The organism is Streptomyces albipurpureus, from assembly GCF_023701525.1.
Classification (GTDB): Bacteria; Actinomycetota; Actinomycetes; order Streptomycetales; family Streptomycetaceae; genus Streptomyces; species Streptomyces albipurpureus.
The window spans coordinates 17,022-35,736 of record NZ_JAMQAW010000034.1; the positions used below are offsets into that span (position 1 = coordinate 17,022).

Annotated in this window: 16 protein-coding genes; 14 read left to right on the forward strand and 2 right to left on the reverse strand. The window is 69.8% G+C overall.

All coding sequences use genetic code 11. The features are described from left to right. The 14 genes from NBG84_RS26925 to NBG84_RS41200 all read left to right on the forward strand — a co-directional run bounded on the left by NBG84_RS26925 (nucleotide 1) and on the right by NBG84_RS41200 (nucleotide 14,650). Nucleotides 1-1,185, forward strand: a complete 1,185-nt coding sequence (locus tag NBG84_RS26925; protein WP_250922208.1) for a thiolase family protein — start codon at nucleotides 1-3, stop codon at nucleotides 1,183-1,185. Continuing rightward, complete coding sequence (locus NBG84_RS26930; RefSeq protein ID WP_250922209.1) at nucleotides 1,182-1,658, forward strand: Zn-ribbon domain-containing OB-fold protein; 477 nt, start codon at nucleotides 1,182-1,184, stop codon at nucleotides 1,656-1,658. Before NBG84_RS26925 ends, NBG84_RS26930 begins: the two co-directional genes overlap by 4 nt. Then, a complete protein-coding gene (locus NBG84_RS26935; protein ID WP_250922210.1) occupies nucleotides 1,655-2,470 on the forward strand; it encodes an SDR family NAD(P)-dependent oxidoreductase in 816 nt (271 codons plus the stop codon). The genes NBG84_RS26930 and NBG84_RS26935 overlap by 4 nt, the downstream gene beginning before the upstream one ends. Nucleotides 2,471-2,512: 42 nt before the next feature. Then, nucleotides 2,513-3,982 (forward strand): aldehyde dehydrogenase family protein, encoded by a 1,470-nt coding sequence (locus tag NBG84_RS26940; RefSeq protein ID WP_250922211.1) that lies wholly within the window; start codon nucleotides 2,513-2,515, stop codon nucleotides 3,980-3,982. Between the two features lie 13 nt (nucleotides 3,983-3,995). Beyond that, nucleotides 3,996-5,537, forward strand: coding sequence for a class I adenylate-forming enzyme family protein (locus tag NBG84_RS26945; RefSeq protein ID WP_250922212.1), 1,542 nt, complete (start codon nucleotides 3,996-3,998; stop codon nucleotides 5,535-5,537). A gap of 54 nt (nucleotides 5,538-5,591) precedes the next feature. Then, entirely contained in the window at nucleotides 5,592-6,404 is an 813-nt protein-coding gene (locus tag NBG84_RS26950; RefSeq protein ID WP_250922213.1) for an enoyl-CoA hydratase-related protein, read from the forward strand. After that, nucleotides 6,401-7,555 (forward strand): 2-hydroxyacid dehydrogenase, encoded by a 1,155-nt coding sequence (locus NBG84_RS26955; protein WP_250922214.1) that lies wholly within the window; start codon nucleotides 6,401-6,403, stop codon nucleotides 7,553-7,555. The genes NBG84_RS26950 and NBG84_RS26955 overlap by 4 nt, the downstream gene beginning before the upstream one ends. After that, on the forward strand, nucleotides 7,552-8,877 hold the full coding sequence (locus tag NBG84_RS26960) for an acetyl-CoA hydrolase/transferase family protein (RefSeq protein ID WP_250922215.1): 1,326 nt from the start codon (nucleotides 7,552-7,554) through the stop codon (nucleotides 8,875-8,877). The genes NBG84_RS26955 and NBG84_RS26960 overlap by 4 nt, the downstream gene beginning before the upstream one ends. After that, entirely contained in the window at nucleotides 8,874-9,641 is a 768-nt protein-coding gene (locus NBG84_RS26965; RefSeq protein WP_250922216.1) for an N-acyl homoserine lactonase family protein, read from the forward strand. The genes NBG84_RS26960 and NBG84_RS26965 overlap by 4 nt, the downstream gene beginning before the upstream one ends. Before the next feature lie 13 nt (nucleotides 9,642-9,654). Next, complete coding sequence (locus NBG84_RS26970) at nucleotides 9,655-10,734, forward strand: Gfo/Idh/MocA family protein (protein WP_250922217.1); 1,080 nt, start codon at nucleotides 9,655-9,657, stop codon at nucleotides 10,732-10,734. Between the two features lie 116 nt (nucleotides 10,735-10,850). Then, on the forward strand, nucleotides 10,851-11,642 hold the full coding sequence (locus NBG84_RS26975; protein WP_250922218.1) for an ABC transporter ATP-binding protein: 792 nt from the start codon (nucleotides 10,851-10,853) through the stop codon (nucleotides 11,640-11,642). Between the two features lie 2 nt (nucleotides 11,643-11,644). Then, nucleotides 11,645-12,541, forward strand: coding sequence for an ABC transporter permease (locus tag NBG84_RS26980; RefSeq protein ID WP_250922219.1), 897 nt, complete (start codon nucleotides 11,645-11,647; stop codon nucleotides 12,539-12,541). Between the two features lie 107 nt (nucleotides 12,542-12,648). Next, nucleotides 12,649-13,776, forward strand: a complete 1,128-nt coding sequence (locus tag NBG84_RS26985; protein ID WP_250922220.1) for an ABC transporter substrate-binding protein — start codon at nucleotides 12,649-12,651, stop codon at nucleotides 13,774-13,776. A 100-nt stretch (nucleotides 13,777-13,876) separates the two neighbouring features. Then, nucleotides 13,877-14,650, forward strand: a complete 774-nt coding sequence (locus NBG84_RS41200; protein ID WP_250922221.1) for an IclR family transcriptional regulator — start codon at nucleotides 13,877-13,879, stop codon at nucleotides 14,648-14,650. 139 nt (nucleotides 14,651-14,789) lie between these two features. On the opposite strand, the gene NBG84_RS26995 is transcribed toward NBG84_RS41200, so the two are convergent. Both NBG84_RS26995 and lanKC read right to left on the reverse strand, forming a co-directional pair. Then, nucleotides 14,790-16,037: an MFS transporter gene (locus tag NBG84_RS26995; RefSeq protein WP_250922222.1), complete on the reverse strand. Its 1,248-nt coding sequence runs from the start codon at nucleotides 16,035-16,037 to the stop codon at nucleotides 14,790-14,792. Continuing rightward, on the reverse strand, nucleotides 16,034-18,649 hold the full coding sequence (gene lanKC / locus NBG84_RS27000) for a class III lanthionine synthetase LanKC (RefSeq protein ID WP_250922223.1): 2,616 nt from the start codon (nucleotides 18,647-18,649) through the stop codon (nucleotides 16,034-16,036). The genes NBG84_RS26995 and lanKC overlap by 4 nt, the downstream gene beginning before the upstream one ends. Nucleotides 18,650-18,715: the final 66 nt, after the last annotated feature.

Consider the following 18,715-nt stretch of genomic DNA (forward strand, 5'->3'; position numbering starts at 1 on the left):
ATGCCCGACCCCCAACGCCTGGCCGCACTGCGGGACGAGATCGCCATCGTCGGCGTCGGCGAGAGCGACTACTCCCAGGACTACGCCCTGGCCCGCCGCGGTGAGCGCTACTCGGACGCCTACGGGTACGCCGCCACCGCGTTCCGCCGAGCCCTGGACGACTGCGGACTGACCCGCGACGACATCGACGGCCTCATCGCCGGACCGGCCACCGCGAGCGAACGGCTCGGTGAAGTGCTCGGTATGGACGTGCGTTGGGCCGACCAGGCAGACGCCGTCCAAGCCGTACTCAAAGCAGCCATCGCCATCCACGCGGGCGTGGCCGAATGCGTGGCCCTCGTCTACGGCAACGATCAACGCACCGCGGGGACGGCCTACGGAGGCCGCGACGCCATGGGCGGTGAGCGCCATCTCGCGTACACCTACTACGCCCCCTGGGGCCTGACCTCCCAGGGAGCGCTGTACGCGCTGCTCGCCAACCGCTACCAGGCCGTCACCGGGCTCACCGAACGTGAACTGGGCCAGGTGGCCGTGGCCCAACGCGCCTTCGCACGGCTCAACCCCAACGCCGTCATGCGCGGCCCACTCCACATCGACGACTATCTCTCCGCCCCCTACATCTGTGAACCGCTGCGGCTCTACGACTACTGCCTGGTCAATGACGGGGGAGTAGCCCTGATCGTCACCACGGCCGAGCGGGCGGCCCGGCTCGGACGCCCCGCGGTGCTGCTGAGCGGGATCGGGCGCGCGGACCACAACCGGGACGCGACGAGCCTGCGGCCACGGTTGGTCGACTTCTACCGCCCGGCGCAGCGCACGGCAGCCGAGCAGGTCTACACCATGGCGGGAGCGGGCCCATCCGATGTGGATGTGCTCCAGATCTACGACAGCTTCAGTGTGCATGTGCCCCTCGCCCTGGAGGGCTTCGGCTTCTGCCCGCAGGGCGGTGCCGGGGAACTGCTCGCCGACGGCGCTCTGGGACCGGGCGGCCGGCTGCCGGTGAACACCGCCGGCGGCCATCTCTCCGGCAGCTATATGCAGGGCTGGGGCCACCAGGCCGAATGCGTGCGACAGCTCCGCGGAGAGGCCGGTGAACGGCAGATCCCGCACGCCAGGACCGCCCAGTACGTCTCCGACGTCGCGGGCAAGGTGACCTCGCTCATCTACCGGAGGGCGGACGCATGACCCCACCACAACGCCCCGCGCCGCAGCCGGGCATCTACGACACCCCGTACTGGCGGTACACGGCCGCGGGCGAGTTGCGCTTGCAGCGCTGCGGCGGGTGCGAACGCTTCCGCTATCCGCCGGGGCCGGTCTGCCCCGACTGCCTGGCTCAGGAGAGTTCCTGGGAACGCCTGTCCGGCGCGGGCACACTGCTGGCCTGGACCGTGTTCCACCGGCAGTACTTCCCCGCGATCGAGGTTCCCTACCTGGTGGGCGCGGTTCGCACACCGGAGGGACCGATCCTCATCGGCAACCTCATCGACACCAGCGCGGCCGAGCTGAGCCATGACATGCCCCTGCGGGCCGTGTTCGAGACCCTCCCCACCGGCCGACCAGCCGACGCCGACACCCACACCGACTCTCCCGGCGAGGGCTGGCGCCTGTGCCAGTGGACCCCGCTGGAGACCCGTCCACTCCACAAGGAGCGAGCATGAACGCAGTCAGCGCACCGGAGTCCACCACTGTCGAGGGCATATCGCGGGGACGTGACTTCGGCGTCCGCGACCGGGTCGTCGTCATCACCGGCGGCGGACAGGGCATAGGCCGTGCCTACGCACGGGAGTTCGCCGCGGCGGGCGCCATCACGGTGATCGCCGAGATCAACGGGGACTCCGCCCGCCAGGTGGCCGAGGAGATATCCCTCGCGGGTGGCACCGCCCTCGCGGTGGAGACCGATGTCGCCGACCCCGACTCCGTAGCGGCACTCATCGAGAAGGTCGTCCACCAGTTCGGCCGTGTCGATGTGCTGATCAACAACGCGGCGATCTTCTCCAGCCTCGCGATGCGCCCCTTCGACGAGATTCCGCTCGACGAATGGGACACGGTGCTCGCGGTCAATGTCACCGGCGCCTTCCTCTGCGCCCGCGCCGCCGCACCGCATATGCGCGCAGCGGGATGGGGTCGGATCGTCAACATCGTCTCCGGTGCCGTGCCCCTGGGCGTCAGGAACTATCTGCACTACGTGACATCGAAGGCCGCCCTCGTCGGTATGACCAACTCCCTCGCCAGGGAGTTGGGCGGTCATGGCATCACCGTCAACGCCGTACAGCCCGGTGGCACATTCACCGAGGTGCCCCGCGAGACGGTCACCGAGGAGGGCAAGGCACGGCTCATCGCCTCCCAGTGCATCCAACGCGAAGAAGTGCCGATGGACCTCGTCGGGCTGGTGCTCTTTCTGAGCACCCCCGCGGCGGGCTTCATCACCGGGCAGACGATCGCCTGCGACGGCGGCCTCACCCACACCTGACGCGGCCGGACCACCCGAACACTCGATCCCGGAGGAACTTCCATGACATCCCAGCCCCCTCACCACCGACTCTGGCTCGGTGGTACCGACCGAACGGCCCTGTCCGGCGCGGTGTTCGAACGGCTCAGCCCCTTCGACGGCACGCCCGCCGGCGTCTTCGCTGACGGTGACGAGAACGACGCCGCCATGGCCGTCGACCTCGCCCGTGACGCGTTCGATCGCGGACCGTGGCCCACCGCTCCCGCCCGTGTCCGCTTCCAGGTGCTGAGCGCGACGGCCCGGCTGCTCACCGAGCACGCGGGAACGGTGGCCGAGCGCATGGTCCTGGAGTCCGGCAAGCCCATCACCCTGGCGCTCGGTGAAGTGGCCGCCGCGGCACGGTGCCTCGACTACTACGCGGGACTCGCCCTGTCCGCCGAGGGCTCGGCCGTCAGCGACCGCAACCCGAACGCGCTCGGGCTCGTCCTGCGTGAACCGATCGGGGTCGCCGCGCTCATCACGGCCTGGAACTTCCCGCTCCTCGGCGTGGTGTGCAAACTGGCCCCGGCGCTGGCCGCCGGCTGCACCGTCGTCGCCAAGCCCTCCCACCTCTGCCCAGGCCCGGCGCTGCTGCTCGCCCGCTTCCTCACCGAGGCGGGACTGCCTGACGGTGTCTTCAACGTCATCACCTCCCAGCGCGAGCGCGGCGCGGTGGTGGGCCGCCATCTCTCCGCCTCGCCGAAGGTCGACAAGATCGCCTTCACCGGTTCGACCGCCAGCGGGCGGGACGTGATGCGGTCGGCCGCGATCAACACCAAACGGGTCGCCCTCGAACTCGGCGGCAAGTCCGCGAACATCGTGTTCCCCGACGCCCCCTTCGAGGACGCGGCACAGACCGCCCTCACCGCCTTCACGTTCAACAGCGGGCAGCAGTGCTCGGCCGGCAGCAGGCTGCTGCTGCACCGCGACATCCACGACGAGTTCCTCGCGGCACTCACCCGGCACGCCCGCGCCCAGGTACTGGGCGATCCGCGAGATCCCGCGACCACCATGGGCCCGCTCATCAGCGAGCAGCAGCGGGAGCGCGTACTCGGCTACATCGACCTCGGACGGTCCGAGGCCCATCTCGTCACCGGCGGCGGGGTCCCAGGCGATCCCGCACTCAAACAGGGCCACTTCGTGGAGCCGACGGTGTTCGACCAGGTCGACAACTCCTCCCGGCTCGCACAGGAAGAGGTCTTCGGCCCGGTCCTCGCGGTCATCCCGTTCGAGACCGAGGAGGAGGCCGTCGCGCTCGCCAACGACAGTGCGTACGGACTTGCCGGAGGGGTCTGGACGCGCTCCCTGGACACCGCGATCCGAGTGGCGAAGGGCATCCGCACCGGCAAGGTCTTCGTCAACAGCTACAACACGGCCGGCATCGACGACATGCCGCACGGAGGCTACAAGGACAGCGGCACCGGCCGTGAGTTCGGACAGATCGGTCTTGAGGAGTTCCAGGAGCTCAAGACCGTGCAGATCCTGCTGCGATAGGGAGGTCACACAGATGAACATCGCGCACTGGCTCGCCGCCACGGCCCTTCGCACCCCCGCCGCCCCCGCTCTGCTCACCGGCGACCGCATCGTCTCCGACTACGCATCCTTCGCCGCCTCCTCGGCGTCCGTGGGCGCCTGGCTCAGGACCGAACACGGTGTGGCCCCAGGTGACCGGGTCGCACTCCATCTCACCAACTCGGCCCGGTACCTTCAGTGCCTGTACGGCATCTGGTGGTGCGGCGCCGTCGCCGTGCCCATCAACCGCAAACTCACCGCCGGTGAGACCGCGGCCGTCGTCGAGGACGCGGGCGCCACCGTCGTCTTCACCGACTCCGATGCCACCGACGGGAGCGCCACCGGCACCCCGGACATCGAAACCACCGCATCCGATGTCGGCCGCGCGACCGTGGTACCGGTGGCGGACGCCCCTTGGCGCGACGTCCCAGGGCCGCGCGAACCCGTCGAGCGCGGACCGGACGACCTCGCATGGCTCTTCTACACCTCGGGCACCACCGGCCGCCCCAAGGGCGTCATGCTCACCCAGGGAAACCTGCTCGCCATGGCCCTGTGCCAGGTCGCCGACGTCGACCCGGTCGGCCCCGGTGAGGCGGTGCTCTACGCGGCCCCGCTCTCCCACGGCGCCGGACTGTCCGGCCTCATCCACGTCCGAGCGGGCTCCCGCCATGTCTTCCCCGCCACCGGGAGGTTCAACGCGGACGAGGTGCTGACCCTGGCCGAGAAGCTGGGGCAGATGTCCCTCTTCGCCGCGCCCACCATGGTGCGCAGGTTGGTCACCGCCGCCCGGGGGCGGCGGACGGACGGCAGGGGCATCAAGACCGTGATCTACGGCGGCGGGCCCATGTACCTGGCCGACCTCCATGACGCCATCTCCGTCCTGGGGCACCGCTTCGTACAGATCTACGGCCAGGGCGAGTCACCCATGACCATCACCAAGCTGTCCAGGGCCGACCACCAGAACACCGAACACCCCCGATACGAGCAGCGCCTGGCCGGTGTGGGCACCGCGCACAGCGCCGTCCGCGTACGGGTCAGCGGCCCCGACGGCCAAGCTCTGCCACCCGGCCGCACCGGTGAGATCGAGGTCAAGGGCGCCACCGTGATGGCCGGCTACTGGCGCGACCCCGGGGCCACGGCCGCGGCTCTGCACGACGGCTGGCTGCGTACCGGCGACCTCGGAGTGCTCGACGAAGACGGCTATCTCACCCTGGCCGGCCGCTCCAAGGAACTGATCGTCTCCGGTGGTTCCAACATCCACCCCCGTGAGGTCGAAGAGGCGCTGGTCACCCACCCCGGCGTCGCCGAGGCCGCCGTGGTCGGCGTCCCCGACCCCGAATGGGGGGAGCTCGTCGTCGCGTTCGTCGTACCGGCCGGCGGTGACCACGCCGACCCGGCCGCCCTCGACGCCCACTGCCGCGGCCTGATCGCCAATTTCAAGCGTCCCCGCCGCTACCACCTGGTCCCAAAACTCCCCAGGAACGCCTACGGCAAGGTCGACAAGAGCGCCCTCCACCCGATCCTCGCCACACCATGACACCCGCCTGCCCCCGCCCACACCAACACCAACACCAACACCCCGGAGAAGGCCATGACCCAGGACCAGCAAGAGGACATCGTCTACGAGGACATCAGCTACGAGGAGAAGGACCATGTCGCGACCATCACCTTCAACCGCCCGTCCAAGCTGAACGCGTTCCGAGGACACACCTACCGCGAGGTGACCGACGCCCTGCAACGTGCCGGCTGGAACCGTGACATCGGCGTCATCGTGCTCACCGGCGCCGGGGACCGCGCCTTCGCCGTCGGCGGAGACTCCACGGAGAAGAAGTCCGACCGGGTCGGCCGGGGCCGAGGCGTCCTCGGTATCCCGGTGGAGGAGATGCAGAGCGCGATCAGGGACGTGCCCAAGCCCGTCATCGCGAAGGTACGCGGCTACGCGATCGGCAGCGGCAATGTGATCGTCACCCTCTGCGACCTCGCGATAGCCGCTGAGAACGCGGTGTTCGGACAGGCCGGACCGAAGATGGGCTCGGTCGACCCGGGCTTCGGGACCGCGCTGCTGGCCAGGACCATCGGTGAGAAGAAGGCCCGGGAGATGTGGTTCACCTGCCGCAAGTACCCGGCCGCGGAGGCCCTGCGCATGGGGCTGATCAACCAGGTGGTGCCCGACGCTGAACTGGACGAAGAGGTCGACCGGTGGTGCCGCGAGATCAACGCGCTGAGCCCAACGGCCCTGGCCATCGCCAAGCGCTCCTTCAACGCCGACAGCGAGAGCATCAGGGGCATCGGACTCCTCGGATTCCAAGCCCTCGCCCTGTACTTCGGTACGGACGAGGCCAAGGAGGGCGGCGACGCGCTGCGCGCCAAGCGCCGGCCGGACTTCCGCGGGGCGATGGCGTGACCACCCGGACACCACCGCGCCCCAAAGACCCCGACGACACCGGCGCGCATCCGCCCGAGCGTCCCCAGCGAACCACCCCCGAAGGCGACACCGCAGCGCCCCCGCGCATCGCCTTCCTCGACGACGACCACGTCCTGACCCTGGTGCGGCGGCTACTGACCGCCCGGAACACGTCCCAGTGGCAGGAAGTCGCAGACTTCTTCGCCCCCGACCTTCCCGATATGACCGCCGTACGCGCGCTGCGCTCCGGGCTCGACCCGCACGGCGACGCATCCATCGTCTGCCGCCCCGAGGACGCCGACGTCCTGATACTGCGGCGGGGAACCGCGGACCGAGCCCTGCTCGAAGCGGCACCCCGGCTGCGCATGGTGCAGCGACTGGGCACCCGCTCCGCCGGGATCGACCTCGATGCCGCCCGCGAGCGCGGCATCGAAGTGTCCTGCCTGCCCAGGCCGAGCCTGGTGCGCACCGCGGAGCACACCCTGCTGCTGATGCTCGCCCTGGTCAAGCGGCTCCCGGCCGCGGACAGCGCCGTACGCGCCGGCAGCGGGCGGCCGGGCAGGGAGGTCACCTACAACTGGGCCGGGCTGAGCGGGCTCGGCGGTCTGGAGGGCCGCACCCTCGGTATCGTCGGCCTCGGCGAGGTCGGCTCACTGGTCGCCGAACGAGCCCGAGCCTTTGGGATGCGACTGCTCTACACGGGCCGCGCCCGGCAACCCCGCACCCGTGAAGAAGAGCTCGGGGCCTCCTACCGCACACTCCCCGACCTCCTCGCCGAAGCGGATATCGTCACCCTGCACATACCCGGGCCAGGCATCCACGCACCACTGCTCGGGCCGGCCGAGATAGCGATGATGCGACCGGGAGCGCTGCTCATCAACACCGGCCGCGGCCGGCTCATCGACGAACGCGCCCTGTGCCAGGCACTGGCCGATGGACGGCTCGGCGGTGCGGGACTGGATGTGCACCAGGTGGAGCCCCGCCCCGGCGGCGATCCGCTCTGTGCGCTCGACAACGTCGTGCTCACCCCGCACATCGCCGGAGGCTCCCGGTTGGGAGTGCTCGACGAGGTGGGGCAGATCCTCGACAACGTACGCGCCGTACTCGCCGGAGGCACGCCGCCGCACGGTCGGGTGGTGGGCGCGTCATGACCTCGCCGAACCATGCCCGTACCGCCACCGCTCTGGACCACGCCCGCGTCACCACCCTTGACGCCGTGGACTTCACCGCGATCGTGCGGCCCGGTGACACCGTGCTCTGGACCCAGGGAGCCGGCGAACCACTGCCACTCATCGAGCGGTTGCTGGCACAGCGCCATGCCATCGGCGGCTTCCACGTGGTCTTCGGCGGCGCCGGTTTCACCGATGTGGTCCGTCCCGGACACGCCGATGTGCTCAGCTTCACCGGCCTGGGCGCCGTCGGCTCCCAGCGGGCGCTGTGCCGTGCCGGGGCGATGGAGATCCTGCCCATCCATCTGTCCGAGCTGTCCCGGCTCATCACCTCCCGTACGCTGCGGATCGATGTCGTACTGGCACAGGTCAGCGAGAACGCACGGGGTGAACTGAGCCTCTCCGCGGCCGGTGGATGTGCGGCGGCGGCGCTCTCCTCAGCGCGTACGGTGATCGCCGAGGTCAATGAGCAGGCCCCGTGGACCTTCTCCCAGCACCCTCTCGACGCGGGGCTCATCGACCTGGCGGTACACACCTCCCGCCCGCTGGTCGAGGTACCGAGCCGCCCCCCGTCCACCGTGGACCTGGCGATCGCGGCCCAGGTGGCCGGACTGATCTCTGACGGTTCCACCGTGCAACTCGGGATCGGCAGCGTGCCGGGGGCCGTCGCCGGACTCCTCACCAGCCACCGGGACCTGGGCCTGCACAGCGGAGTGATCGGCGATGCGGTGGTCGACCTGATCGAGTCCGGAGCGGTCACCAACACCGTCAAAACGGTGGACCACGGGGTGAGCGTGACCGGGGGCCTGCTCGGCACCCGGCGGCTCTTCGACTTCGCTCACCACAACGACCGGTTGAGGGTGGACCCGGTCAGTCACACCCACGACCCGAACGTCCTGCGCCGGCTGCCCCGCTTCACCGCCATCAACTCCGCACTGGAGGTGGACCTCACCGGCCAGGTCTCCGCCGAGGTCGCCGGATCGGCCTATGTGGGCACGATCGGCGGACAAGTGGACTTCGTACGAGGCGCCCTCGCCTCGCCCGGCGGCCGTTCGATCATCGCACTGCCGTCCCGCACCACGTCCGGAACGAGCAGGATCGTGCCCCGGCTCTCCTCCGGGATCGTGACCACCGGCCGGGCCGAAGCGGACGCGATCGTCACCGAGTACGGCGTTGCGGAACTTCGCGGCAGCCCCATCAACGAACGGGTCCGCCACATGATCGAGATCGCACACCCGGACGACCGAGAGGCGCTGCGCCGACAGGCGTACGACCAGGTCGCTGGCTACTGGGAGAAGCAATGACAGTGAAACTGCACGTCCTCGACGGAGGAACCATCGAGATCCTGGACTGGGCCCTGTTCCAGCCGGACGCGGGCGAGCGGGTCCGCCGCACCCTCGCCGACTCCTGCTATCTGATCGTCCATCCACACGGAACCCTGGTCTGGGACACCGGACTGTCCGATGCCTTCGCCAAGGAGCCGGACGGGCACACCGTCGGGGACATCGCGGTCTTCCATGTGAACGACTCATTGGAACGACAACTCATCGAGGCCGGACATCCGGCCGACACCATCGACTTCCTGGCGCTGTCCCACTTCCACCCCGACCATGTCGGCAACACCCCCCTGTTCTCCGGGGCGACCCTGCTCGTCCAACAGGACGAGTACGCGGCCGCCTTCTCCGCCTCACCCGGCGACCACGGATTCGACCCCGGAACGTACGCCTGTCTGCGGGAGCACACCGTGACCGCGCTGGACGGCGACCACGATGTGTTCGGCGACGGATCGGTGGTGATCCTGCGCCTGCCAGGACACACCCCCGGAAACCAGTCACTGCTGGTGAGGCTGCCGGACACCGGGCCGGTACTCATCTCGGGCGACCTTGTGCACAGCCTGGAGAACTGGACACAACGCACGGTCCCCCCACTCAACGCGGACCACAACGAGTCCCTCCGCAGCATGGACCGCGCCGCGGCGCTGCTCGCCGAGGAGAACGCGGTCCTGTGGGTGCAGCACGACCACACCCAGCAATCAGCGCTGCGCCGCTCCCCGCACCACTACACCTGAACCGGAGATCCCCATGAAGACAGACACCCTGGGCGTCGCGGTGGTCGGCGCCGGCGCCGACCACTGGAGCGGCGCGGCGCACATCCCCGCGATCACCGCGCTGAACGACGTACGACTGAAGGGCCTGGTGACCTCATCGCCCGAGTCCGCGTCGGCCGCCACCGCACGGTGGGGGGTGCCCGCCACCCATGACCTCGACCGGGTCCTGGACGACAAGGACGTGGACATCGTGGCGGTCACCGTCCGGGTGCCCCGGCACGCGGAGATCGTCAAGGCGGCGATCGGGGCGGGCAAGCACATCTACTGTGAATGGCCTCTGGCCACCGGCTCAGGCCAGGCCCGTGAACTCGCGGAACTCTCCGCCGCCCACCCGGAACAGGTCCATGTCACCGGCCTTCAGGGGCGCTACTCACCGCATCTCGGGACGGCCGCCGCGCTGCTGTCCTCGGGGCGCGTCGGCAGGCCCCTGTCAGCGAACCTGCGGCTGCACCTACCGCACGGGCTGCTACCGAGGCCCGCCCACCGGGCGCATCTGCGCCACCGTTCAGTCGGCGCCAATGTGCTCACCATCCAAGCCGGCCACACGCTCGACATGTTGGGTGTGATCCTGGGCAGACCTCGGGTGGACAGTGCACGATTGTGGTCCGCGGTGCCGGAGTTCCTGGTGGACACGGGGGAGCGGTTGCCACGTGACGCACCGGACAGCCTGATCACGGTGCTCGACCACGCGGGCGTCGTCACCGTCGCCCATATCTCGCAGACCGGCCCGCGCGAGACCTTCGCACTGGAGATCCTCGGTACGGAGGGGGCCCTGTCCCTCACCGGCACGAGTCAGCCGCAGTTCGGCGGGTTGACCCTCGCCATCACCCCGCTCGGCGGAACGAGCGAGGAGATCGCGCCGCACGACGGTCTGCCGTACCCCTCGCCGCTGCCCGCCTCCCACCCCGGACACAATGTGGCCTCCGCCTATGCCGCCCTCACCGCCGCGGTGCGCGACGGACACCGGGACAGCCTCATCCCGGACTTCCAGGCAGCCGTCGACCTGCATGTACTGCTCGAAGAGATCGAGCGGACCGCTGCGGGGAAGCGTTGACACTCCCTGCGTTAGTACTGATACTGAGGCACTTTTACGCACGCGGTAGGCGCAATGCGCTCAAGGAGTTATTGATTCCACCCTGATTGACCTCGTGAACAACGCGGACGGTGCATATGACCCCGATCCTGGAATTCCACGACATATCCAAGGTCTTCTTCAAGGGCAGCCAACAGATACACGCGCTGTCCCAGGTGACCGCCGAGGTCGGCGACGGTGAACTCCTCGCCATCGTCGGCCCCAGCGGCTGCGGCAAATCGACCTTGCTCAACCTCGCCGCCGGACTGATGAAACCCGGCACCGGACGGCTGCTCTACCGGGGCCACCCCCTCACCGGGGTCAACACCGAGGTCGCCTACATCACCCAGAAGGACAATCTGCTGCCCTGGCGCACCGTCGAGGACAACATCGCCCTCCCCCTCGGCCTCGGCGGACGTGCCCGTCTCGGCAAGCACGAGCGGCGCGAACGGCTCGCCCGCCAGATCGAACTGGTCGGCCTGAGCGGCTTCGAGAAGCACTACCCGAGCGAACTGTCCGGCGGCATGCGCAAGCGGGCCCAACTCGCCCGCTCCCTCGTCTACGAGCCCGACGTCCTCCTCATGGACGAACCCTTCGGAGCGCTCGACGCCCAGCTCAAACTGGTGCTCCAGGCCGAACTGCTGCGCACCTGGGAAGGCACCGGCAAAACACTCGTCTTCGTCACCCACGACCTCACCGAGGCCATATCGCTCGCCGACCGAGTGATCGTGATGTCCTCCAGGCCAGGCCGGATCAAGGCCGTCGAACGCATCGAACTACCCCGGCCACGCGACCCCTTCACCATCCGGTTCGAACCCGGCTTCGGGGAGTACTTCGACCGGCTGTGGTCGGCGCTCCGCGAGGACATCCACCAGGGAAGCGAGGCATAGCCATGATCGAAACAATGCTCGGCAGCAAGGGCAGCAAGGGCAGCAAGGGCAGTAAAGGGAACAGGGGCAGCACGCCCACCGGCACCGCGGACCCGGTCGACGAGGTCTTCCTCGTCGACCCCAGCATCCGTGAACGCCGCAGAAGGACCCTCATCGTCGTCGTCGCCCGGGTGGCGCTCACCCTGGTGGCGCTCCTCTCCTGGGAGATGGCATCCGGTCGGTTGGTTTCGGAGTTCTGGATCAGCAGTCCGGGAGCCGTGTGGTCGGCGCTGGCCGAATTCGCCGGGGACGGTCAACTCCTGCCCGCGGTATGGGCCACGCTGGTCGAGACGGCACTCGGCTTCGTCGCCGGAGCCGCCACCGGGATCGCCGTCGGACTGCTCTTCGGCGTCAGCTCGCTCGTGGCCCGGACGCTCGACCCCTTCCTCGTGGCGTTCAACTCCATCCCACGCGTCGCGCTCATCCCGCTGTTCATCCTCTGGTTCGGCATCGGCCTGGAGACCAAGGTGCTCTTCGCGGCCACCCTGGTGTTCTTCCCGGTCTTCATGAACACCTTCGCCGGGGCACGGGACGTCGACCGCGACCTGATCGATGTGATCCGGGTGATGGGCGCCTCCCGGTTCGACGCGGTACGGCAGGTGCTCATCCCCTCGGCTCTCGTCTGGGTCTTCGCCGGACTGCGGATGTCGGTCCCGTTCGCCCTCATCGGCGCCGTGGTCGCCGAGATGTTCACCTCCAACGAGGGCCTCGGCTACCTGATCTCCGTCACTGCCAACCAGTACGACACCGCGGGCTCCTTCGCCGCGCTGCTCGTCACCACGGCCCTGGGTCTCGCGCTCACCGGAGCGGTGAGCCTGCTGGAGCGCCGCACCCTGCGCTGGCGCCCCGCCACCGGCTGACCGCCGCTCCGCTTCCCCGCCGGCCCTGACCGGGCCGCCCACCGGGGCCGCCGACGCCTGAGCCGTACGGCCGACCCCGCACCCACTCGTGTACGAAAGGTCATCCCATGCTGCCCCAACGCCCCGGCACCCGCCCGTCCGTCCCCAGACCCTCCCGCCGCAGCGTCCTCGGTTGGGCGGCGGCCGGAGCTGCCACCGTTCCCCTCCTCACCGCGTGTTCGAAGCCGCCGGCTCCCGCCGGAGCCGGCTCCGGCACCGTGGAACTCGTACACGCGGCCAAGGACTCCCTCCTGCTGTGGTCGGTGAGTTACCTCGCTGAGGACGACGGCTACTACAAGAAGGAGGGGCTCACCGTGAAGCGGATACCCCTCGGTGGCGGTCCGGCCGCCATGACGGGACTGCTCTCAGGAGAGGGGCACGCCAACCTCTCGGCACCGGGTGAACTCCTCTCCGCCGTCGCCAAGGGCAGACGGCTCAAGGTCCTCCTCGCACACACCAACTCCATGCCGTCGATCCTGGTGCTCAGCAAGAAGTTCGCCGAACGCGTCGGTGTTACGGCGGACAGCCCGCTCGCCGAGCGCCGGGCGGCCATCGGCAAGGTCCGCGGCGGGCGTTTCGGCATCACCGCCCCCGGCAGCATCACCGACGGGTTCACCAGACTCGCCCTCAGACAAGCCGGCCTCGACCCGTCGAAGGACGCCAGAATCGTCCCCCTCCAGACCGCGGCCAACTCCCTGGCCGCGCTGGCCAACGGCCAGATCGACGGTTTCGTCGGGGTACCGCCCGCCGCGGAGAAGGCCGTGCTGGAGTTCGGGGCAGTGCAACTGCTGGTCAACCAGCGCGGTGAGATCGACGGCGCGGACCGGGTCCAGGGCATGACGCTCCAGGCCCGCGCCGAAGACGTGGAGGCCAACCCCGACCTCTACCGCGCCCTGGTCCGCGCCGACGTCCGCGCGATGCGCGCCCTGATCGAGAACCCGCAGGAGGCGGGCAGACTCCTCCGCAGGACTCGCTTCAGCCAACTGGAACAGCCCATCTGGGACTACGCCTGGAAGCTCGTCCAACTCTCCTGGCGGTCCCCGATCGTTCCCCGGGACTCGCTGGCGGCGTGGTTCGACAACCGACTCGTCGCCGACACCGACGGCAAGGCATTCGCCTACGACGAGGTCCTCGACATGCGCTTCGCCGAGGAGGCCCTCACCTCCACCGGCTGGAAACCGGTTAACCAGACATGACAAGGTAGACAGCGCAATACGCATAGTGTTGTCGTATTGCGCTCCAGGTCAACGCATTCCGCACACCCACTGACCGGCATCACCTCGCCGTGGAGGCCCCGTGACAACGAAGCAGACCCAGGACCCCGAGGCATCGGTGGCCAGGCGGTCAGTGGTCCAATCGGTGACCCGGGCCTTCGACCTGCTCAACCTCCTACGGGACAGCACGGCCCCGATGTCCGTACAGGAAATCGCCCGCAGCGCCGGCCTGGACCGCACGGTGGTCCACCGGCTGCTGCGGTCCCTGCTCCAGCAGGGCATGGTCGTCGAAGAGCGCGGGCTCTTCGGTGTCGGTCCGGCATCCATCCTGCTGGCCAATCGCTACCTCGACGATCTACTGGTGCGCAGGCTCGCGCTGCCGTACATGGTCGAACTCCAGGCGAACGACATCGCCGATCAGCCCTGGACGGCGAACCTGTCCGTCGCTGTCGGCGATGTCTCCGCGGTGATCGAGCGGATCTGGACCCCCAGCACTCCCCTTGATCTCGTGCTGAGCGTGGGGGACACCTTCCCCATCGACAGCACGGCGACCGGCCGCAGCATACTGGCCTACTACGAGCCGGACCGGCTGGTCGAAACGATCGGCGCCGAGCGGGCGGCTGAACTGGCCGGCACCTTCGCCAGCGTTCGTTCGGCGGGTGGCGTAGGCCTGTCCCGGGGTGAGGCGGTGCCCGGCGTGGAGGCCATCGCCGCGGTGGTCCTCTCCCGTCGCCAGGCACCGGTCGCGGCCATCAGCGTGTCCGGGGTGGACCTCGGTGACCAGATGAACTCCGTCTCCCCGCTGGCCCAGACCCTGCGCCGGGCGGCCGCGTCGATCGGACAGATGATCGCCTGACGGTCGATCGACTCCTGCTCGATCGAGAGACGGCAGGCGTACGTCATGTGAGGGACGGGCCCGCTCGGGGGCGGCGGGAGCGGTACGGCCCCGAGGTGCCGTCGTTCACCGCTGTCCGTCCGGCGGTCCCTGGGCGGGGTCAGTCCGTCCGCCCTCGGACACCCGTCGCCACCACGGTGTCGTGGGGTACGCGGGTAGCCGGCAGCAGCAGGGCCATGACAGCGGCGAGTAGGAGGAGGACCGCCGGGCCGGGAAGGGCCTCCAGCAGGACTCCCGTCAGCGCCGAGCCCAGCGGAGGCGTGGCCATCAGGAGCAGACCGATCGCACTGTGCATCCGGCCCTGGAGGTGAGGTGGGGTGCGGACGGTTCTGGCGACCGTCATCACCGTGCTGGACGCGGCGGTGGCGCAGGCACATCCGGCCAGCAGTGCCCCGAGTACCGGACCGGAGCCGGTCATGGCCATGGCAGCCACGAGGGCGACACACACAACCCCTGTCCCGAGCAGGACCCGGCCGAAGGGGACGTTCCGCTGAAGCCAGGGGGCGATGAGCGCCCCGACGATGCCGCCCGCGGCCGAAACACCGGTGATCAGCCCCACTGAGGTGCCCGATCCGCCCGCCCCGGCGAGCAGGACGATCACCGCCAGATAGACACCGTCGAGGACGAAGTTCTGGCCGGAGGCGACCAGGGTCATCCGGCGCAGGGCCGCGTCCTGCCACAGGAGCCGCAGTCCTGCCGTCAGCGACCGGAGTAGACCCTCATCCCCGTCGTCTGGCCTGAGTACCGTCAGTTCGGTGCGCAGGAACAGCAGGCTCAGGGCCGATACGGCGAACGTGGTGGCGTCGAACCAGAACGGCAGGCCGGGCGAGACCGTGTAGAGCGCGCCCCCGATGACGGGGCCCAGCAGGAGGGCCGCCTGTCCGCGCACACGGTTCACGGCCATCGCCGTGGCCAGTTTGGCCTCGGGCACGATCTGCTGGGTCGACGCGAGTCCCGCGGCGTTGAAGGGCGCGGTGAGTAGCCCGAGCAGCGCTCCGATGGCGAGCAGGGCAGGTAGGGACGCCGAGCCGAACTGGACCAGGGCGGCGAGCAGCGCGCCCCCCACCGCGCGTCCCGTCTCGCAGAACAGGAGCACTGTCCGCCGGTCGAAGCGGTCGACGACGGACCCCGCGGGCAGGCAGGCTACTGCGAGGGAGGCCGTCCACGCCGCCTCCACCAGGCCCACCGCGACGGGCGATCCGGTGGTCCGCAGGACCAGCAGGGGCAGTGCGAGGGCCGAGGCACCGGAGCCCAGCAGTGACAGTCCCTGGCTCGCGCCGAGGAGTTGGAAGTCCCGATTGCGCAGCAGGCTGTCGGTGTCCCGGCGGGTGCCGTTCCGCAGGCTCACCGCCGCTCATCGGCCGGTGGCCAACTGATCAGCGGCAGTGCGTCCTGCGGCCGGCCCCTGGTCGCCGCGTGGACGGCCACGAGGACTCCCGCGGTGCCGGTGGCCAGGTCGGTGGAGAGTCTGAGCATTCCGTCGAGGGCGAAGCCGGTCCGATCGCGCAGCCGGATGGCGTGCAGGCGCAGGGCTCGTAGTTGGGTCTGGCGGGCGGTTTCGGAGCCGTCGAGGCAGGCCAGGGCGTACAGCAGTCCGGCATGACCGTTCATCAGCCCGGGTGCGAGCATCAACTCGGCGTTCAGCCCGGCTCGGACGCGGTCGAGCAGCCCGGCGAAGTGAGCGTCCTCGCGGTGGCGCACATAGGCGTGGAGGGCGATGCCGATTCCGGCGCTGCCGCCGTCGAGTGCGGACAGCCACCGCTGCCCCTTGCGGACCTGGACGACGGGAGACGTCTTGGGGCCCGCCGGGTCGGTGGGGACGGGGCCATCGGGTCCGGGCGGGACCCCGCAGTGCGCCAGGTCCCGTGCCAGCGCCTGTTCGGCCGCCTTCGCGTACCGCTCCTCCCCGGTCCGCGCGTACAGCTCGATGAGGAACAGCGCCGCTCCGGACCAGCCTTCCAGGAGCCCGGTTCCGTTGACGGCCGGTCCTGCGCCATCGGCCAGGGCGCGCTCCAGGGGTGCTGCGACCCTGGCGGCCTCCTCCGGGTGTCCGAAGTGCAGCCAGGTCAGACCGATGCCCGCGAGGCCGCTGCCCAGCCCCGCTCCACAGCGGGCGGTGTCGATCCGTGACATGCGGTCGAGTGCTTCACGGGCGGCTTCCGGGCGGCCGAGTTCGGCGAGGACGTAGGCGATGCCCCCCAAGCCGTCGTAGAGGCCGGGGCGGATCCAGCGGGCCCGCTCGGTGGCACTCAGGAGCCAGTCGATGTGCTCGGCCGGAACGGGGTCGGTGTCGTCGGCGCTCACGTGCAGGGCGTGGAGCACTCCGGCGGCGCCGTGGGACAGCGTGCACGCCTGCTGGTCGAACTGACGGATGTCCCCCGGGAAGAGACGGTCGGGCCGCTCCGGCGTGGCACTCGCCAGGATCGCGTCGCGCAGGCCCGCCACGGCCAGCACCCCGCCGTCGGCTTCGATGCTGTCTTTGCTGTCGCCGTCGCCTCCGGGGTGCGAGGTCGGAGCGGATGTGGATGAAGGGGCGGCCAGTTCGGTACGGAGCCGGGTGATGAACCCCGCCGGCACGGGGAACCCGCTGCTCGCCCATGCCGTGAGCGAGTTGGCCTTGGCGCTGTCGAACCGCATCAGCGGGGTGAGCGGGCAGAACAGGGCGAGCCGCAGACAGGACAGCGCGTAGAGGTCGATCGCGGTGCCGGAGCGGGCCCATGGGGCGGTGAAGCCCGCGGTGCTCAGTCCGGGCGCGACCGGAACCCGCCCGCCGTCGGTTCCGGATTCCGGCGTGTGGTCGAACGCCGTCTCGAAGTCGACGAGGCAGATTCCACCGTCGGGCCGGACGATGACGTTCCCGGGTTGCAGGTCGCCGTAGACCACGCCCAGGGCGTGCAGGGCGCCGATCGCCGCCTCGATCCGGTCGGCGACGCCGAGCGCCCATGCGGTGTAGTCGGCCAACGCGCCGGGTCCGGGCGGGGTGGGCCGGAAGAGGGGGTGTCTGCGACCGATCGCCTCATGGAGCTGTTCGCCCTCCACGAACTCCTCGACGAGGAAGTGGTGCTCCCAGTGCTCGATCCTCCCGTGGACGCGGGGAACGCAGTCCAGCCCGGCGAGCCGTTCCAGTACTGCCTCTTCCCCCGTCAGGCGTTCCACGGCGTCGCGCCCGAGGGAGTCCACGCCGGCGTAGGGGCGAGCCTCCCGAAGCAGGACCGTGCGCCCGGTGGACTTCTCCACCGCCCGGTAGACCCCACCGCTGTTGGAGAAGTGCAGGGCCTTCTCCACCCGGTACGGGAAGGCGCCCCGTGGCTGTGCGTCCGCCCGCCGCACGGCGGCGGCGACAAAGGCGGGGACCTCGACCCAGGACGGCACCTTGAAGGAGGTGCCGCGTACGTCGGGAACGAGTTCCCCCTCCGGGGTACCGATGGCGGGCGTGTAGCCGCCGTCGGATGTGAAGCAGTAGCGGGTGCTGAACCCGCCGTAGCGCAGGTACAGCGGCCCCCGCTCCCAGCGGAGGTCGCTGAGTACGTACGGTCCGCGGATTCCCGCCAGCAGCGGATCCAGTTCCTTGAGGGTCTGTTCGAGTTCCTGGGTGTCCGCGGGGTAGATGGTCACGACCTTGCCACTCGCCGAGCGGGCGGCCTGTTTGCTGTTGGCGAGTTCGACCATGGTCCTGCTGCGCAGGAACTTGAAGGTCAGATTGTGGGCGACGCAGTGGTCCCACACCCGTTCCAGGGCCGTGGGCGCCGCATCGGCGGTCGCGGAGACATGGATCTTCCAGCCCTGCGGGGGCAGCGTTACGGACCCGGGCCGCAGATGGACCCAACCGCCGCTCTCCCCGCGACGCCAGCCCGGGGGTGCGGGGCGGTCCGAGTGTGCCCATCGGGTGTCGTGATCGCGGACCCGGTCGAGGGTGTCGACGTGGTACGGGTCCGCCGCGAGGTCTCCCTGGGCCAGCATGCGATGAGGTCCTTCCCCTTCGTCGACGCTCCCGGACTCCCGGGAAGGTGTCCCACCGGCCGGCGG